The organism is Luteipulveratus halotolerans, from assembly GCF_001247745.1.
Lineage (GTDB): Bacteria > Actinomycetota > Actinomycetes > Actinomycetales > Dermatophilaceae > Luteipulveratus > Luteipulveratus halotolerans.
In genome coordinates this window covers 1,111,365-1,125,215 of sequence record NZ_LAIR01000002.1, presented here as the reverse complement: position 1 = coordinate 1,125,215, position 13,851 = coordinate 1,111,365, and the positions used below count along the sequence as shown (strand labels likewise).

Annotated in this window: 12 protein-coding genes; 8 read left to right on the top strand and 4 right to left on the bottom strand. The window is 70.7% G+C overall.

Annotated elements, in window-relative coordinates; translation table 11 throughout:
* The first annotated feature begins 4 nt into the window (after nucleotides 1-4).
* Nucleotides 5-232 carry a hypothetical protein gene (locus tag VV01_RS05915; RefSeq protein ID WP_050669078.1) on the top strand — a complete coding sequence of 76 codons (228 nt, stop codon included), beginning with the start codon at nucleotides 5-7 and terminating at the stop codon, nucleotides 230-232.
* A gap of 82 nt (nucleotides 233-314) precedes the next feature.
* On the opposite strand, the gene VV01_RS05910 is transcribed toward VV01_RS05915, so the two are convergent.
* From VV01_RS05910 to rimO, 4 genes are all read right to left on the bottom strand, one after another.
* Nucleotides 315-2,309 carry an OPT family oligopeptide transporter gene (locus VV01_RS05910; protein ID WP_050669077.1) on the bottom strand — a complete coding sequence of 665 codons (1,995 nt, stop codon included), beginning with the start codon at nucleotides 2,307-2,309 and terminating at the stop codon, nucleotides 315-317.
* Nucleotides 2,310-2,394: 85 nt separating this feature from the next.
* Nucleotides 2,395-2,877 (bottom strand): CinA family protein, encoded by a 483-nt coding sequence (locus VV01_RS05905; RefSeq protein ID WP_050669076.1) that lies wholly within the window; start codon nucleotides 2,875-2,877, stop codon nucleotides 2,395-2,397.
* A complete protein-coding gene (gene pgsA / locus VV01_RS05900) occupies nucleotides 2,874-3,512 on the bottom strand; it encodes a CDP-diacylglycerol--glycerol-3-phosphate 3-phosphatidyltransferase (protein ID WP_050669075.1) in 639 nt (212 codons plus the stop codon). The genes VV01_RS05905 and pgsA overlap by 4 nt, the downstream gene beginning before the upstream one ends.
* Nucleotides 3,509-4,960 (bottom strand): 30S ribosomal protein S12 methylthiotransferase RimO, encoded by a 1,452-nt coding sequence (rimO, locus tag VV01_RS05895; RefSeq protein WP_050669074.1) that lies wholly within the window; start codon nucleotides 4,958-4,960, stop codon nucleotides 3,509-3,511. Before rimO ends, pgsA begins: the two co-directional genes overlap by 4 nt.
* Before the next feature lie 41 nt (nucleotides 4,961-5,001).
* On the opposite strand from rimO, the gene VV01_RS05890 reads away from it, so the two are divergent.
* The 7 genes from VV01_RS05890 to VV01_RS05865 all read left to right on the top strand — a co-directional run bounded on the left by VV01_RS05890 (nucleotide 5,002) and on the right by VV01_RS05865 (nucleotide 13,851).
* A complete protein-coding gene (locus VV01_RS05890; RefSeq protein WP_050669073.1) occupies nucleotides 5,002-6,201 on the top strand; it encodes a dipeptidase in 1,200 nt (399 codons plus the stop codon).
* Between the two features lie 80 nt (nucleotides 6,202-6,281).
* On the top strand, nucleotides 6,282-6,368 hold the full coding sequence (kdpF, locus tag VV01_RS24895; RefSeq protein ID WP_071606306.1) for a K(+)-transporting ATPase subunit F: 87 nt from the start codon (nucleotides 6,282-6,284) through the stop codon (nucleotides 6,366-6,368).
* A complete protein-coding gene (kdpA, locus tag VV01_RS05885) occupies nucleotides 6,368-8,014 on the top strand; it encodes a potassium-transporting ATPase subunit KdpA (RefSeq protein ID WP_050669072.1) in 1,647 nt (548 codons plus the stop codon). The genes kdpF and kdpA overlap by 1 nt, the downstream gene beginning before the upstream one ends.
* On the top strand, nucleotides 8,011-10,023 hold the full coding sequence (gene kdpB, locus VV01_RS05880; protein WP_050669071.1) for a potassium-transporting ATPase subunit KdpB: 2,013 nt from the start codon (nucleotides 8,011-8,013) through the stop codon (nucleotides 10,021-10,023). Before kdpA ends, kdpB begins: the two co-directional genes overlap by 4 nt.
* A 5-nt stretch (nucleotides 10,024-10,028) precedes the next feature.
* On the top strand, nucleotides 10,029-10,592 hold the full coding sequence (gene kdpC / locus VV01_RS05875) for a potassium-transporting ATPase subunit KdpC (RefSeq protein ID WP_050671752.1): 564 nt from the start codon (nucleotides 10,029-10,031) through the stop codon (nucleotides 10,590-10,592).
* Nucleotides 10,593-10,648: 56 nt separating this feature from the next.
* Nucleotides 10,649-13,174 carry an ATP-binding protein gene (locus tag VV01_RS05870; RefSeq protein WP_050669070.1) on the top strand — a complete coding sequence of 842 codons (2,526 nt, stop codon included), beginning with the start codon at nucleotides 10,649-10,651 and terminating at the stop codon, nucleotides 13,172-13,174.
* Entirely contained in the window at nucleotides 13,171-13,851 is a 681-nt protein-coding gene (locus tag VV01_RS05865; protein WP_050669069.1) for a response regulator, read from the top strand. The genes VV01_RS05870 and VV01_RS05865 overlap by 4 nt, the downstream gene beginning before the upstream one ends.

The following is a 13,851-nucleotide window of genomic DNA, read 5'->3' as shown; positions in this document are numbered from 1 at the left end:
CGCCGTGACACGAGCAGCGGAGCAGAGCGGGTCCGGGCGCAAGGCGGTGCTGCTGCGCCTGGACCCCGCGGTCCACGAGGCGCTGACGCGCTGGGCCGGCGACGAGCTGCGCAGCGTCAACGCCCAGGTCGACATGGTGCTGCGCGACGCGCTGCGACGGGCGGGCCGGCTGCCCGGCACGGCAGCGCCGCCTCCGCGGCGTGGACGCCCACCGCGCTCCGACGGCACCTGACGCCCGTAGCCCCGGGTCAACGAGCGAGCCTGCACCGGCCCCCGGACGGGGCGGTGCAGGCTCGCTCTCTCGGTCGGCCCGGTCAGGCGGTGCTGCCGGTCTCGATCTTCTCCTCGGACTGCACCGACGAGCGGGTCGCTCGGTAGAGCCAGCCCACGATCAGCACGAACGCGATGACACCGATCGCCTTGGCCCAGCTCTCGAAGCCCTCGCCGACGATGCCGAGCGGTGCCTCCTCGCCCGATCCGGCCACGATCGCGGCGTACGCGACCCCGAACAGGCTCTCGCCGACGATCAGACCGGTCGCCATCAGCACCGCGAGGCGCTTGGCGTGCTCGGGGTCCTTGCGGCGGTCGGCCCAGCGCTCGTAGAAGAAGCCGATGACCGCACCGACCGCGATGAGCACGGTGAGCGCCATCGGCAGGTAGAGGCCCATGCCCACCGCGAGCGGCGGCAGCGCGAACCGCTTGCCCGACGTCCGGCCGAGCACCTCGTCGACGACGATGACGGCCACGCCGATCGCGGCGCCGAGGCCGATGCGGCCCCACTGCAGGTCGCCACCGAAGACGCCCTTGGCGAGCTCGGAGATGAGTGAGGCCTGCGGCGCGGCGAGAGCGTCGTCACCGGCGCCCGGTGCGCCGACGAACCCGAAGGCGGAGTTGAGCAGGTTGAGCACCGGCGCGATCACGATCGAGCCGAACACGACACCGACGACCAGCGCGGCCTGCTGCTTCCAGGGCGTCGCCCCCACGAGCTGGCCGGTCTTGAGGTCCTGCAGGTTGTCGTTGGAGATGGTGGCGATGCTGAAGACCACGGCGGTGACGAACAGCGTGTACGCGACGAGCGCGGTCGCCTGCTTCGGGTCGCCTTCACGTCCGTGCACCAGGACCATCAGCAGAGCCGCCGCGAGCACGACGACGATGCCGACACCGGAGATCGGGCTGTTGGACGAACCGATCAGTCCGGCCATGTAACCGCAGACGGCCGCGATGACCGCACCGATCAGCAGCACGAAGACCAGGCTCACGGCGATGGTGAGGAACAGGTTGTCCTGCAGGTGCGTGTCGCGCGCGAACAGCCACAGCATCAGGCCGATGGGCAGCAGCGAGACCAGGATGGTGCCGCCGACGACGGTGATCGGCAGGTCGCGCTCGGTGAGCTCGACCTGCTCACCGGCCGCACGCTCACGGGTCGAGGCCGCCGACTCGCGGATGCCCTTGATGATCGGGCCGAGGATCTTGATGAGCGTCCAGATCGCGGCGACCGCGATCGTGCCGGCCCCGACGAACCGGACCTCCTCGCTGAACGTCTTGTCGACGATGTCGGCGACCGCGCCACCCGCGGTCAGGTCGCCCGAGGTGTAGGCGGGGACGAGCACGGCCCAGGAGATGACCATGCCGACGAGCATCGCGATGCCGACCGTCAGGCCCACAAGGTGGCCGACACCGATCAGCGCCAGGGACAGGGAGGCCGAGGCCGCCGTACCGCCCGAGCCGATCTTGAACGCCGCGCTGACCTCACTGGCGGCGACCTTCAACGAGGTCAGCAGGTTGAACGCGACGGCCGCGAGGGCACCCTTGATGATCATGCGCAGACCGCGTGCGTTGCGCTCGGCGCTGTCCTCGTCGCCGACGCCGACCTTGAGCACCTCGGCCGCCGCCTTGCCCTCGGGGTAGGGCAGGTCGGAGCCGGTCACCAGCGCCCGCCGCAGCGGCACGGAGTACATGACCCCGAGGGTCCCGCCGATGGCGCACAGCAGCACGGTCGTCCAGTACGGGAAGTCCTGCCACCAGCCGATCATGATCAGACCGGGCAGCACGAAGATGATCGCCGCGAGGGTGCCGGCCGCCGAGGCGACCGTCTGGACGATGTTGTTCTCCTGGATCGTCGTCCCGCCGATGCGCCGCAGGATCGCCATCGAGATGACGGCGGCGGGGATCGCGGTCGCGAACGTCAGACCGACCTTGAGGCCCAGGTAGACGTTGGCCGCGGTGAAGATCAGGGTGATGACGCCACCGAGGACGATGCCTCTGACGGTCAGCTCACGCGGGGTGGACACGGACGTACTGCTGCTCATCGAGTTCCTCGGCTCCTGCAGGTCATGGGACGGGCGAGGTCGTCACGTCGGACCTCGCCCAGCCCACCCACGGTACCCATGCCGTTCACACGGATCGGGGCAGGTCCCTCACGCATTCGGCGAGCAGCGCGAGAACACCGTCGACCGAGGCGGCCCGGATCTGCTCACGGTCCCCGCTCAGCGACAGCCGCCGAGACCGTACGCCGGTCGGCGCGGCGACCGCGACGAAGACGGTGCCGACGGGTTGTCCGTCCTGGGGTTCGGGGCCGGCGACCCCGGTCGTGGCCAGGCCCCAGGTGGCAGCGAGCAGCCGGCGTACGCCGGACGCCATCTGCTCGGCAACCTGTGCCTGCACCGCTCCCCCGGCGTCGAGCAGCGCAGCATCGACACCGAGGACGTCGCGCTTGACGTCGGTGGCGTAGCTGACGACGCCGCCGCGCACCGTGGCGCTCGCGCCCGGGACGGACGTGAGGCGCGCGGTGACGAGCCCGCCGGTCAGCGACTCGGCCGCGGCGACCGTGTCACCGGAGGCGACCAGCGATCGTACGAGCGCGGTGGGGTCGGTCATGTGCCCTGGCGTCGGGCTCGACGAGCTGCCGTGCGCTCACTGGTCCGGCGCAGTCGGACGGCCCGGAGCACGTAGTCGACGCCCGTCACGACGGTGACGACCAGCGCCGCGACGAGGATGGCCCAGGCGAGCCAGTGCAGGACACCGTCGAGCGGCAGCACGAACAGGCCGATCGCGAACGCCTGCAGCGCCGTCTTGAGCTTGCCGCCCCGGCTGGCAGGCATCACGCCGTGCCGGATGACCGCGAACCGCAGCGCCGTGATGCCGAGCTCGCGCACGAGGATCACGACGGTGATCCACCAGGGCACCTCGTCGATCAGTGACAGGCCGATGAGCGCCATCCCTATGAGCGCCTTGTCGGCGATCGGGTCGACCACCTTGCCGAAGTCGGTGACCAGCCCGCGCGACCGGGCGAGATCACCGTCGATGCGGTCAGTGATCGAGGCGATCGTGAAGACCACGAATGCCGCGACCCGCATGCCGGTGGAGTCGCCGCCGTCGGCGAGCAGCAGCCAGCCGAAGACCGGCACCAGCGCGATGCGCAGCACCGTCAGGTAGTTGGCGATGTTCCAGTTGCTGACCCCGGAGCTCGGCTCGGCTGCGGGATCGGGCGTGACGGCGGGCCCGTGCGTCATCGCACCTCCGCGACGAGGTCGATGCCCTCGGTCGCGACGACCGTGGCGCGTACGAGGTCACCGACGGCCACGTCGGTGCCCTCGGCGAGGTAGGTGACGCCGTCGACGTCCGGGCCCTGCTGACCGGCGCGGCCGACCGGACGCTCGTCGTCCTCGTCGCCGACGCCCTCGACGAGGACCTCGAGGGTCTCGCCGACGCGCTCCTCGGCGCGCTGCAGGTTGAGCTGCTCGACGAGGGTCGTGAAGTGCTCCAGGCGGGCGGCGACCTCGTGGTCGGGCAGCTTGGTGTCGTAGGTCTCGGCCTCGGTGCCGTCCTCGTCGGAGTAGCCGAACACACCCACGACGTCCAGGCGCGCGTGCGTGAGGAACTCCTCGAGCTCGGCGAGGTCGGCGTCGGTCTCACCCGGGAAGCCGACGATCACGTTGGACCGGATGCCCGCCTGCGGGCTGCGCTCGCGCACCTGCTCCAGCAGCGTGAGGAACGACTCTCGCGAGCCGAACCGCCGCATCCGGCGCAGCAGCGGCTCGGACGCGTGCTGGAAGGAGATGTCGAAGTACGGGACGACCCCGGGAGTCTGCGTCATCACGTCGAGCAGGTCGGGACGGATCTCGGCGGGCTGCAGGTAGGACACCCGCACGCGCTCGATGCCGTCGACGGCGACCAGCTCGGGCAGCATCGTGTCGAGCAGGCGCAGGTCGCCGAGGTCCTTGCCGTACGACGTGGAGTTCTCGCTGACGAGGAAGATCTCCTTGACGTCGTGCTGGCCGAGCCACCGGGCCTCGGCCAGCACGTCGGCGGGACGTCGCGACACGAACGCCCCGCGGAACATCGGGATCGCGCAGAACGCGCACCGTCGGTCGCAGCCGCTCGCGATCTTCAGCGGCGCCCACGGGCGTCCGTCGAGGCGAGCCCGGATGACCCGGGGCGAGGACGCCGGTGACGCGACCTCGACGTCGTCCGGTCGGCGTACGTCGCCGTGGCCGGGCAGGGCGACGCCGTCGGCTTCGTCCTGACGGGCGACCGGCGACAGGGGCAGCAGCTTGCGGCGGTCGCCCGGCGTGTGTGACGCGGGAGCGTGACCGCCGAGGATCGCAGTGAGGTGCCCCGACATGTCCTGGTAGGAGTCGAAGCCGAGGACCGCATCGGCCTCGGGCAGCTGCTCGGCCAGCTGCTCGCCGTAGCGCTCGGCCAGGCAGCCGACGGCGACGACCGCCTGGGTGCGGCCGGTGTCCTTGAGGTCGTTGGCCTCGAGCAGCGCGTCGATGGAGTCCTTCTTGGCCTGCTCGACGAAGCCACAGGTGTTGACGACGGCCACGTCGGCCTCGCCGGCGTCGTCGACGAGCGTCCAGCCCTCGTCGGCGAGACGGCCCGCGAGCTCTTCGGAGTCGACCTCGTTGCGAGCGCAGCCGAGGGTCACCAGAGCGACGCTGCGGGAGGGAGATTGCATGGGCTCAACTGTAGAGGCGTGGCGCATGATGGGATGACGCCATGACGTCGACGCCGACCCCCGTGACCGACATCCTGCGCGACTCGCCCCTCATCGACGGGCACAACGACCTGCCGTGGGCCGCGCGCCAGCAGGTGGGTTACGACTTCGACCGGCTCGACATCGCGACCAACACCAGCGACCGCACGCACACCGACGTCGCACGGCTGCGCGCGGGCTGCGTCGGCGGCCAGTTCTGGTCGGTGTACGTCCCCGCCCAGCTCGAGGGCGACAGCGCCGTGTCCGCCACTCTGGAGCAGATCGACGCGGTGCACCAGATGGTCGGCCGCTACCCCGACGCGTTCGGCATCGCCCGCACCGCCGACGAGGTCGAGGCGGTCTTCGGCACGGGTCGGATCGCCTCTCTGATGGGCGCTGAGGGCGGGCACTCGATCGGCTGCTCCCTGGCCACGCTGCGCATGATGTACGTCCTCGGCGTCCGCTACATGACCCTCACCCACAACGACAACGTGCCGTGGGCCGACTCGGCCACCGACGAGCCGGTGCACGACGGGCTGTCCGCCTTCGGGGTCGAGGTCGTGCGCGAGATGAACCGCACCGGCATGCTCGTCGACCTCAGCCACGTCTCGGCCGACACGATGCGGGACGCGCTGAAGGCGAGCGAGGCGCCGGTGATCTTCTCGCACAGCTCCTCGCGCGCGGTCTGCGACAGCCCGCGCAACGCCCCGGACGACGTCCTGGAGTCCCTGCGCGACAACGACGGCGTGATCATGGCGACGTTCGTGCCCGACTTCGTGTCGCAGGCGTGCGCCGACTGGCGGCAGGCGGCCAAGGACGCTGCTGCCGCGGCCGGCCTGTCGCCGACGGACCTATCGCAGTTCGTCCCCTTCGCTCAGCAGTGGAAGGCCGAGCACCCTCGCCCCCGCGCCACGCTCGACGACGTCGTCGCCCACTTCGAGCACATCCGTGAGGTCGCCGGTGTCGATCACCTCGGCGTCGGCGGCGACTACGACGGCACCGACGAGTTCCCCGACGGCCTGGCCGACGTGTCGTCGTACCCGACGGTCTTCGCGGCGCTGCAGGACAAAGGCTGGTCCGACGACGACCTGCGCAAGGTCGCCGGCGGCAACGTGCTGCGCGTGATGCGCGACGCCGAGGCCAAGGCCCGCGAGCTGCAGGAGACGCGCGGGCCGAGCCTCGCGACCTACGCACAGCTCGACGGCGAGGCCACCGCCGGTTAAGGCGTCAAGAACGCGTCAAGGCGCGTGAAGGACGCGTCAATCCTGCGCTGTCCCAACGGTTTCCGGCGTTCGCTGGAGACATGGCCGAATACCTCGTCGCCGGCGCCATCGGCGCCGCACTCCTGCTCTACCTGATCTACGCGCTCGTCCGACCGGAGCGGTTCTGATGGGCACGGCCGGCTCAGGGCTGCTCACGATCGCGACGCTCGTGCTCATGCTCGCGGTGGTGCACGTACCGCTGGGCGACTACATCGCGCGCGTGTTCACCAGCACCCGCGACCTGCGGGTCGAGCGGGTGGCCTACCGGCTGTGCGGCGTCGACCCGCGGTCCGAGCAGCGGTGGAGCACGTACGCCGTGTCGGTGGCCGGGTTCTCCGTCGCCAGTCTCGTCACGGTGTTCGCGCTGATCCAGTGGCAGGGCTCATTGCCGCTCGCGCGAGGCGCAGCGATGGACACCGACACCGCGATCAACACCGCGATCTCGTTCGTCACCAACACCAACTGGCAGAGCTACGCGGGTGAGGCCGGCGCCTCGGCCGTCGTGCAGACCCTCGCGCTCGCGGTGCAGAACTTCGTGTCAGCCGCGGTCGGCCTCGCCGTCGCGATCGCGCTCGTGCGCGGACTGGCCCGTGACGCGTCCGGCACCATCGGCAACTTCTGGGTCGACCTGACCCGCGGTGTCGTACGCGTACTGCTGCCGATCGCGTTCATCGGCGCCGTCGTGCTGCTGGCCGGCGGTGTCGTCCAGAACCTCAACGCCCCCGAGACCGTCGGCACGCTCTCGGGCGGGCACCAGACCATTCAGGGCGGGCTCGTCGCCAGCCAGGAGTCGATCAAGCTGCTGGGCACCAACGGCGGTGGCTACTTCAACGCCAACTCGGCTCACCCGTTCGAGAACCCCAACGCGGTCACCAACCTCGTCGAGATCTTCCTGCTGCTGCTCATCCCGTTCTCGCTCCCCCGCACGTACGGCCGACTCGTCGGCGACCGCCGTCAGGGGTACGCCGTCCTCGGTCTGATGGCGACGTTGTGGGCCGCGATGCTCACGGTGATCACGTGGGCCGAGGTGTCCGCGTCCTCCGGGCCGCTCGGCGCGATGGAGGGCAAGGAGGTGCGCTTCGGCGTCTGGGCGTCGGCCCTGTTCGCCAACAGCACGACAGGGACCTCCACGGGTGCGGTCAACTCGATGCACGAGAGCTACAGCGCGATCGGCGGTGGGGGCGCGCTCACCAACATGCTGCTGGGCGAGATCTCACCGGGCGGTGTGGGCGCCGGCCTGTACGGCGTGCTCGTGATCGCGGTCCTGGCCGTGTTCATCGCCGGGCTGATGGTCGGCCGGACCCCGGAGATCCTCGGCAAGACGATCGGGCGGCGCGAGATCACCTGTGTTGCGCTCGTGACGATCACGACGCCCGCGCTCGTGCTGCTCGGCACCGGAGCCGCCCTCGCCAACGGCGCCGCCCAGGACGGGATGCTCAGCGGCGGCGCACACGGCCTCAGCGAGATGCTGTACGCCTTCGCGTCCGCCTCGAACAACAACGGCAGCGCGTTCGCCGGCCTCACGGCCGACCAGCCCTACCTCAACCTGACCCTCGGCGCGTGCATGCTGATCGGCCGGTTCGTGCCGATCGCTCTGATCTTGATGCTCGCGGGTTCGCTTGCGGCACAACGCAAACGGCCGGTCACCGACGGCACGATGCCGACGCACACTCCCCTGTTCACCGGGCTCATGGTCGGTGTCGCGCTGCTCGTGACCGGCCTGACCTTCCTGCCCGCTCTCGCCCTCGGTCCGCTCGCGGAGGCCCTTTCATGAACGCCCTTCTCACCACCGCCGGCGCGTCCTTCCCGGACGCCGTGCGCAAGCTCAACCCGCAGCACCTGTTCCGCGCACCCGTCCTGTTCGTGGTGTGGGTCGGGGCGGTCCTCACGACCGTCCTCGCCGTGCTGCACCCCTCGACGTTCAGCATCAGCGTCGCCGTCTGGCTGTGGCTGACCATCGTGTTCGCCAACCTGGCCGAGGCCGTGGCCGAAGGGCGCGGAAAGGCTCAGGCCGACTCGCTCCGTCGGACCCGCACGACCACGACCGCGCGCAGGCTGCTCGCCGACGGCTCGGAGGAGCAGGTCGCCGGCGCCGACCTGCGGCTGGATGACCGTGTCGTCGTCGAGGCCGGTCAGGTGATCCCCGGTGACGGTGACGTCGTCGAAGGCGTTGCCACTGTGGACGAGTCGGCCATCACGGGAGAGTCCGCACCCGTCGTACGCGAGGCCGGAGGCGACCGGTGCGCCGTCACCGGAGGTACGACGGTGCTGTCCGACCGCATCGTCGTACGCATCACCTCCAAGCCGGGTGAGACGTTCATCGACCGGATGATCTCCCTCGTCGAGGGTGCGGCCCGGCAGAAGACGCCCAACGAGGTCGCGCTCGGCATCCTGCTGATCGTCCTCACGATCATCTTCCTGCTCGCGGTCGCGACGGTCCCGCCGCTCGCCGGCTTCACGGGCGAGAAACCGACCGTGATCATGCTCGTGGCACTGCTCGTCTGCCTCATCCCGACCACGATCGGTGCGCTGCTGTCAGCGATCGGCATCGCCGGCATGGACCGTCTCGTGCAGCGCAACGTGCTCGCCATGTCGGGTCGCGCGGTCGAGGCCGCCGGTGACGTCAGCACGCTGCTGCTCGACAAGACCGGCACGATCACTCTCGGCAACCGGCAGGCCTGCGAGATCGTGCCCGTCGGCGGTGCGCTCGGCGCCGAGACCCACCGGTTGGCGTGCCTGTCGTCGCTCGCCGACGAGACGCCCGAGGGCCGGTCGATCGTCGACTGGACACGCACGCAGCTCGGCGAGATCGCCCAGGCACCAGGCGAGTCCGTCGCCGTGCCGTTCACCGCGCAGACCCGGATGAGTGGGGTCGACCTGCCGGACGGCACGCAGATCCGCAAGGGTGCGGCGGGCGCCGTACGAGCGTGGGTCGCCGAGACCGGCGGACAGGTGGACGCCGACGTGACGACGGCCGCCGACACGATTGCCGCCGCCGGCGGCACTCCCCTGGTCGTCGCCGTGCGCGCAGCGGGCGAGCCCGCGCGAGCCGTCGGAGTGATCCACCTCAAGGACGTCATCAAGCCCGGCATGGTCGAGCGCTTCGCCGAGCTGCGCCGGATGGGCATCCGCACCGTGATGATCACGGGCGACAACCCGCTGACCGCCAAGGCGATCGCCGAGGAGGCCGGTGTCGACGACTTCCTGGCCGAGGCCACGCCCGAGGACAAGATGCGCCTCATCAAGCAGGAGCAGGCCGGTGGTCGGCTCGTCGCCATGACGGGTGACGGCACCAATGACGCACCCGCTCTCGCCCAGGCCGACGTCGGCGTCGCGATGAACACGGGCACGTCGGCCGCGAAGGAGGCCGGCAACATGGTCGACCTCGACTCCGACCCGACCAAGCTCATCGACATCGTCGCGATCGGCAAGCAGCTGCTCATCACCCGCGGTGCGCTGACGACCTTCTCGATCGCCAACGACCTGGCGAAGTACTTCGCGATCATCCCGGCGATGTTCGTACCGCTCTACCCGGGACTGGCCGACCTCAACGTGATGCACCTGTCGTCACCGAGCTCGGCGATGCTCTCGGCGGTCATCTTCAACGCGCTCGTCATCGTGGCGCTGATCCCGTTGGCGCTCAAGGGTGTTCGCTACCGGCCGCTGCGCGCCGACCAGATGCTCGCGCGCAACCTGCTGATCTACGGCCTGGGCGGGGTCATCACGCCGTTCGTCGGGATCAAGCTCATCGACCTCGTCGTCTCCCTCTTCCCAGGACTGTGATCACGATGCCTGTCTCTCTCATGCGTCAGACGCTCGCCGGGCTGCGGATGCTGCTCGTCATGACCGTGCTGGTCGGTGTGCTCTTCCCCGCAGCGGTGTGGGGCCTGGGTCGCGTCGGCCTCAGCGATCAGGCCGACGGCTCGCTCGTCCGCCGTGACGGCGCCGTTGTCGGCTCCTCCCTCATCGGCCAGGACTGGAAGGGACCGCAGTGGTTCCACGGCCGCCCGTCGGCCTCGGACTACGCCGGTGACACCAGCGGCGGCACCAACCTCGGAGCCGACGACCCTGCGCTGCGGCAGGAGGTCACCGACCGTCGTACGACGGTCGGGCCGGGCGTCACCGCGCCGGATGCCCTCACCGCGAGCGGTAGCGGCCTGGACCCGCACATCACGCCGGCGTACGCCCAGCAGCAGGTCCGTCGGGTCGCCGCCGCGCGCCACCTCGACCCCGACGTGGTGGAGAAGGTGGTGCGCGAGCACACGCAGGGCCGCACGCTCGGCTACCTCGGCATGCCCCGCGTCAACGTGCTCGAGGTCAACCTCGCCCTGGCCGGCCTGGCCGGTGACTGATGGCGACACGCACCTCCGGTGACCGCGCCCGGGACGATCGGCAGCAGAATCGGCGTATGGCACGCGGACTGCTCCGGATCTACCTGGGCGCGGCCCCAGGGGTGGGCAAGACCGTCGCCATGCTCTCGGAGGCGCAGCGTCGTCGCGACCGCGGCACCGACGTCGTCGTCGGTCTCGTCGAGACGCACGGCCGGGCGTACACCACCTCGATGCTCGAGGGGCTCGAGGTGCTGCCGCGCGTGCGGGTGCAGCACGGTGACACCTGGCTCGAGGAGCTCGACGTCGATGCGGTGCTGCGTCGGCGCCCCGAGGTCGTCCTCGTCGACGAGCTCGCCCACACCAACGCCTCCGGCTCTCGCCACGAACGACGGTGGGAGGACATCGAGCAGCTCCTCGACGCGGGCATCGACGTCATCTCGACGGTCAACGTGCAGCACCTGGAGTCGCTCAACGACGTCGTCCGCGAGATCACCGGCGTCCGGCAACGCGAGACCGTGCCCGACGAGGTGGTGCGCGCAGCCGACCAGATCGAGCTGGTCGACATGTCGCCGGAGGCGCTGCGCCGCCGCCTGGCCCACGGCAACGTCTATCCCGCCGAGCGCGTCGACGCGGCCCTGTCCCACTACTTCCGGCCCGGCAACCTGTCGGCCCTGCGCGAGCTCGCACTGCTGTGGGTGGCTGACCGGGTCGACGAGGCGCTGACCCGCTACCGCCACGACCAGGACATCGACCGCACGTGGGCGACCCGTGAGCGCGTCGTCGTCGCGCTCACGGGCGGACCCGAGCAGGAGGTGCTCCTGCGTCGAGGCGCCCGCATCGCCTCCCGCGGCGCGGGAGGCCAGCTGCTGGCGGTCAAGGTCGTCCCCGACTCCGGTCTGCGCGACGTCGGCGACGACTCGATCAGCGCCGCCCGTGAGCTCACCCGAGAGCTCGGCGGCGAGCTGCACGTCGTCACCGGCAGCGACATCAGCGCCGCCATCCTCGACTTCGCCCGCAGCGTCAACGCCTCCCAGATCATCGTCGGTGCCAGCAGCCGCGGCCGGTGGAGAGCGCTGGTCTCACGGGGCGTCGGCGAGCAGGTCGTCGCCGGCTCGGGTGAGATCGACGTGCTCATGGTCACCCACCCCTACACCTCGCGCCGCGCCCGAGCACGGGGCCGTACGCCGGTCGGTCGCGCCCGCGCGATCAGCGGGTGGCTGCTCGCGACCGTCGGTACGGCGGCGCTCACCTGGGCGCTCGCGGCGACGAGGCCGCAGCACGACCTCCCGCTGGAGGTGCTGCTCTTCCTCCTCCTCACCGTCGCGACCGCGATCGTCGGGGGCCTGGTCCCCGCGCTGCTCGCCGCCGTGCTCGCGAGCATCGCCCTCAACTGGTACTTCACACCGCCGTTCAACACGCTCACGATCAACGAGCCGCAGAACGCCGTCGCGCTCGCCGTCTTCGTCCTCGTCGCGGTGTCGGTCGCATCCGTCGTTCACCTGAGCGCCCGCCGGACGGCCGAAGCCGTTGCGGCACAACGCAGCTCGCGCATCCTGGCCGACCTCTCGCACTCACTGCTGGACGCCGAGCGCCCGTTGTCGGCACTGCTCGACCAGGCCCGTGACATCTTCGGGTCGTCAGGTGCGGCGGTCGTACGCCGTGCCCGCTCGGGCGGCCTCGGCGACCCTGTCGTGATCAGCGGTGAGGTGCCGTTGCGCGACCCGGGGGCCGACCTCACGACCGCCGCCATCGACGACGGTCACGTGCTGGTGCTCGCGCGGGGCGACCGACGTGCGGACGAGCGCGATCTCGTCGAGGCGTTCGCGCACCACGCGGCGGCCGTGATGCGCGGCCAACGGCTCAGCGAGGCGGCGTCGGCGGCGCAGCACCTCGCACGCGACAACCGCGCCCGTGGTGCTCTGCTGGCGGCCGTCTCGCACGACCTGCGCACGCCGCTCGCCGCGATCAAGGCCGGCGTCTCGAGCCTGCGTTCGCGTGACGTCGTCCTGGGCGCCGACGACCAGGCCGAGCTGCTCGAGATGGTCGAGGAGTCCTCCGACCGGCTCGACGCGCTGATCGAGAACCTGCTCGACATGTCGCGCATCCAGACCGACACCGTCACGCCACGCACCGACGAGGTGCTCGCCCACGACCTGCTCGAGGCGGCGCGCCACGGTGTGAGCGATCCCGATCGGGTACGCCTGTGGCAGCCCGAGATGCACCTCACCGTCGTCGCCGACGCGGGCCTGGCCGAGCGCGTGCTCGCCAACCTGGTCGAGAACGCTCTGCGCTTCTCCCCCGGCCGGCAGGAGGTCGTCATGAGCGCCGAACGGCTGCAGCAGACTCTCGAGGTGCGCGTCATCGACAGGGGTCCGGGTGTGCCGCGCGACCAGAAGGACGGGATCTTTGCGCCGTTCCAGCGCTACGGCGACGCGCCACGCGGTGACGGTGTCGGGCTCGGCCTGGCCGTCGCACGCGGGCTCGCTGAGGCGATGGGCGGGACACTGAGCGCAGAGGACACCCCCGGAGGTGGTCTGACGATGGTCCTTCGCCTGCCGCTCGGCACCGCCGATCCAGCCACAGCACAAGGAGATTCGCGATGACACGGGTTCTGGTGGTCGACGACGAGCCAGCTCTCGTACGCACTCTGAGCATCAACCTCAGAGCGCGCGACTACGAGGTGGAGCACGCCTACGACGCCCGCAGCGCCCTGCAGAGCATCGCCGAGGTCGAGCCCGACGTCGTCGTCCTCGACCTGGGACTGCCCGACCTCGACGGCGTCGAGGTCATCCGGCAGGTACGTCGCAGCAGCGAGGTGCCCATCATCGTCCTGTCGGCGCGGCACGAGTCCGATGACAAGGTCGAGGCGCTCGACCTCGGCGCGGACGACTACGTCACCAAGCCGTTCGGGATGGACGAGCTGCTCGCCAGGGTGCGCGTCGCCGTACGCCGGCACACCCCGTCCGACCCGCACGCCGCGACTGTCAGCACCCGCGACTTCACGCTGAACTTCGTCGAACGCCAGGCTGTCCGGGGTGAGCAGTCACTGCGGCTGACGCCCACCGAGTGGAGCCTGCTCGAGGCGCTGGCCGAGCAGCCCGGCCACCTGGTCTCCCAGGCCGAGCTGTTGCGCCGGGTGTGGGGACCGGGGTACGAGCGCGAGACCCACTACCTGCGGGTGTACGCCGCCCAGCTGCGTCGCAAGCTCGAGCCCGACCCGAGCCACCCGCGGTATCTGATGACCGAGCCGGGTCAGGGCCTGAGACTGATGTCGGCGTGA

Coding starts and splice junctions, on each gene's coding strand:
- kdpC (WP_050671752.1), top strand. CDS start 10,029: ATGCCTGTCTCTCTCATGCGTCAGACGCTCGCCGGGCTGCGGATGCTG.
- kdpB (WP_050669071.1), top strand. CDS start 8,011: ATGAACGCCCTTCTCACCACCGCCGGCGCGTCCTTCCCGGACGCCGTG.
- VV01_RS05870 (WP_050669070.1), top strand. CDS start 10,649: ATGGCACGCGGACTGCTCCGGATCTACCTGGGCGCGGCCCCAGGGGTG.
- kdpF (WP_071606306.1), top strand. CDS start 6,282: ATGGCCGAATACCTCGTCGCCGGCGCCATCGGCGCCGCACTCCTGCTC.
- kdpA (WP_050669072.1), top strand. CDS start 6,368: ATGGGCACGGCCGGCTCAGGGCTGCTCACGATCGCGACGCTCGTGCTC.
- VV01_RS05890 (WP_050669073.1), top strand. CDS start 5,002: ATGACGTCGACGCCGACCCCCGTGACCGACATCCTGCGCGACTCGCCC.
- VV01_RS05865 (WP_050669069.1), top strand. CDS start 13,171: ATGACACGGGTTCTGGTGGTCGACGACGAGCCAGCTCTCGTACGCACT.
- pgsA (WP_050669075.1), bottom strand. CDS start 3,512: ATGACGCACGGGCCCGCCGTCACGCCCGATCCCGCAGCCGAGCCGAGC.
- VV01_RS05905 (WP_050669076.1), bottom strand. CDS start 2,877: ATGACCGACCCCACCGCGCTCGTACGATCGCTGGTCGCCTCCGGTGAC.
- rimO (WP_050669074.1), bottom strand. CDS start 4,960: ATGCAATCTCCCTCCCGCAGCGTCGCTCTGGTGACCCTCGGCTGCGCT.
- VV01_RS05910 (WP_050669077.1), bottom strand. CDS start 2,309: ATGAGCAGCAGTACGTCCGTGTCCACCCCGCGTGAGCTGACCGTCAGA.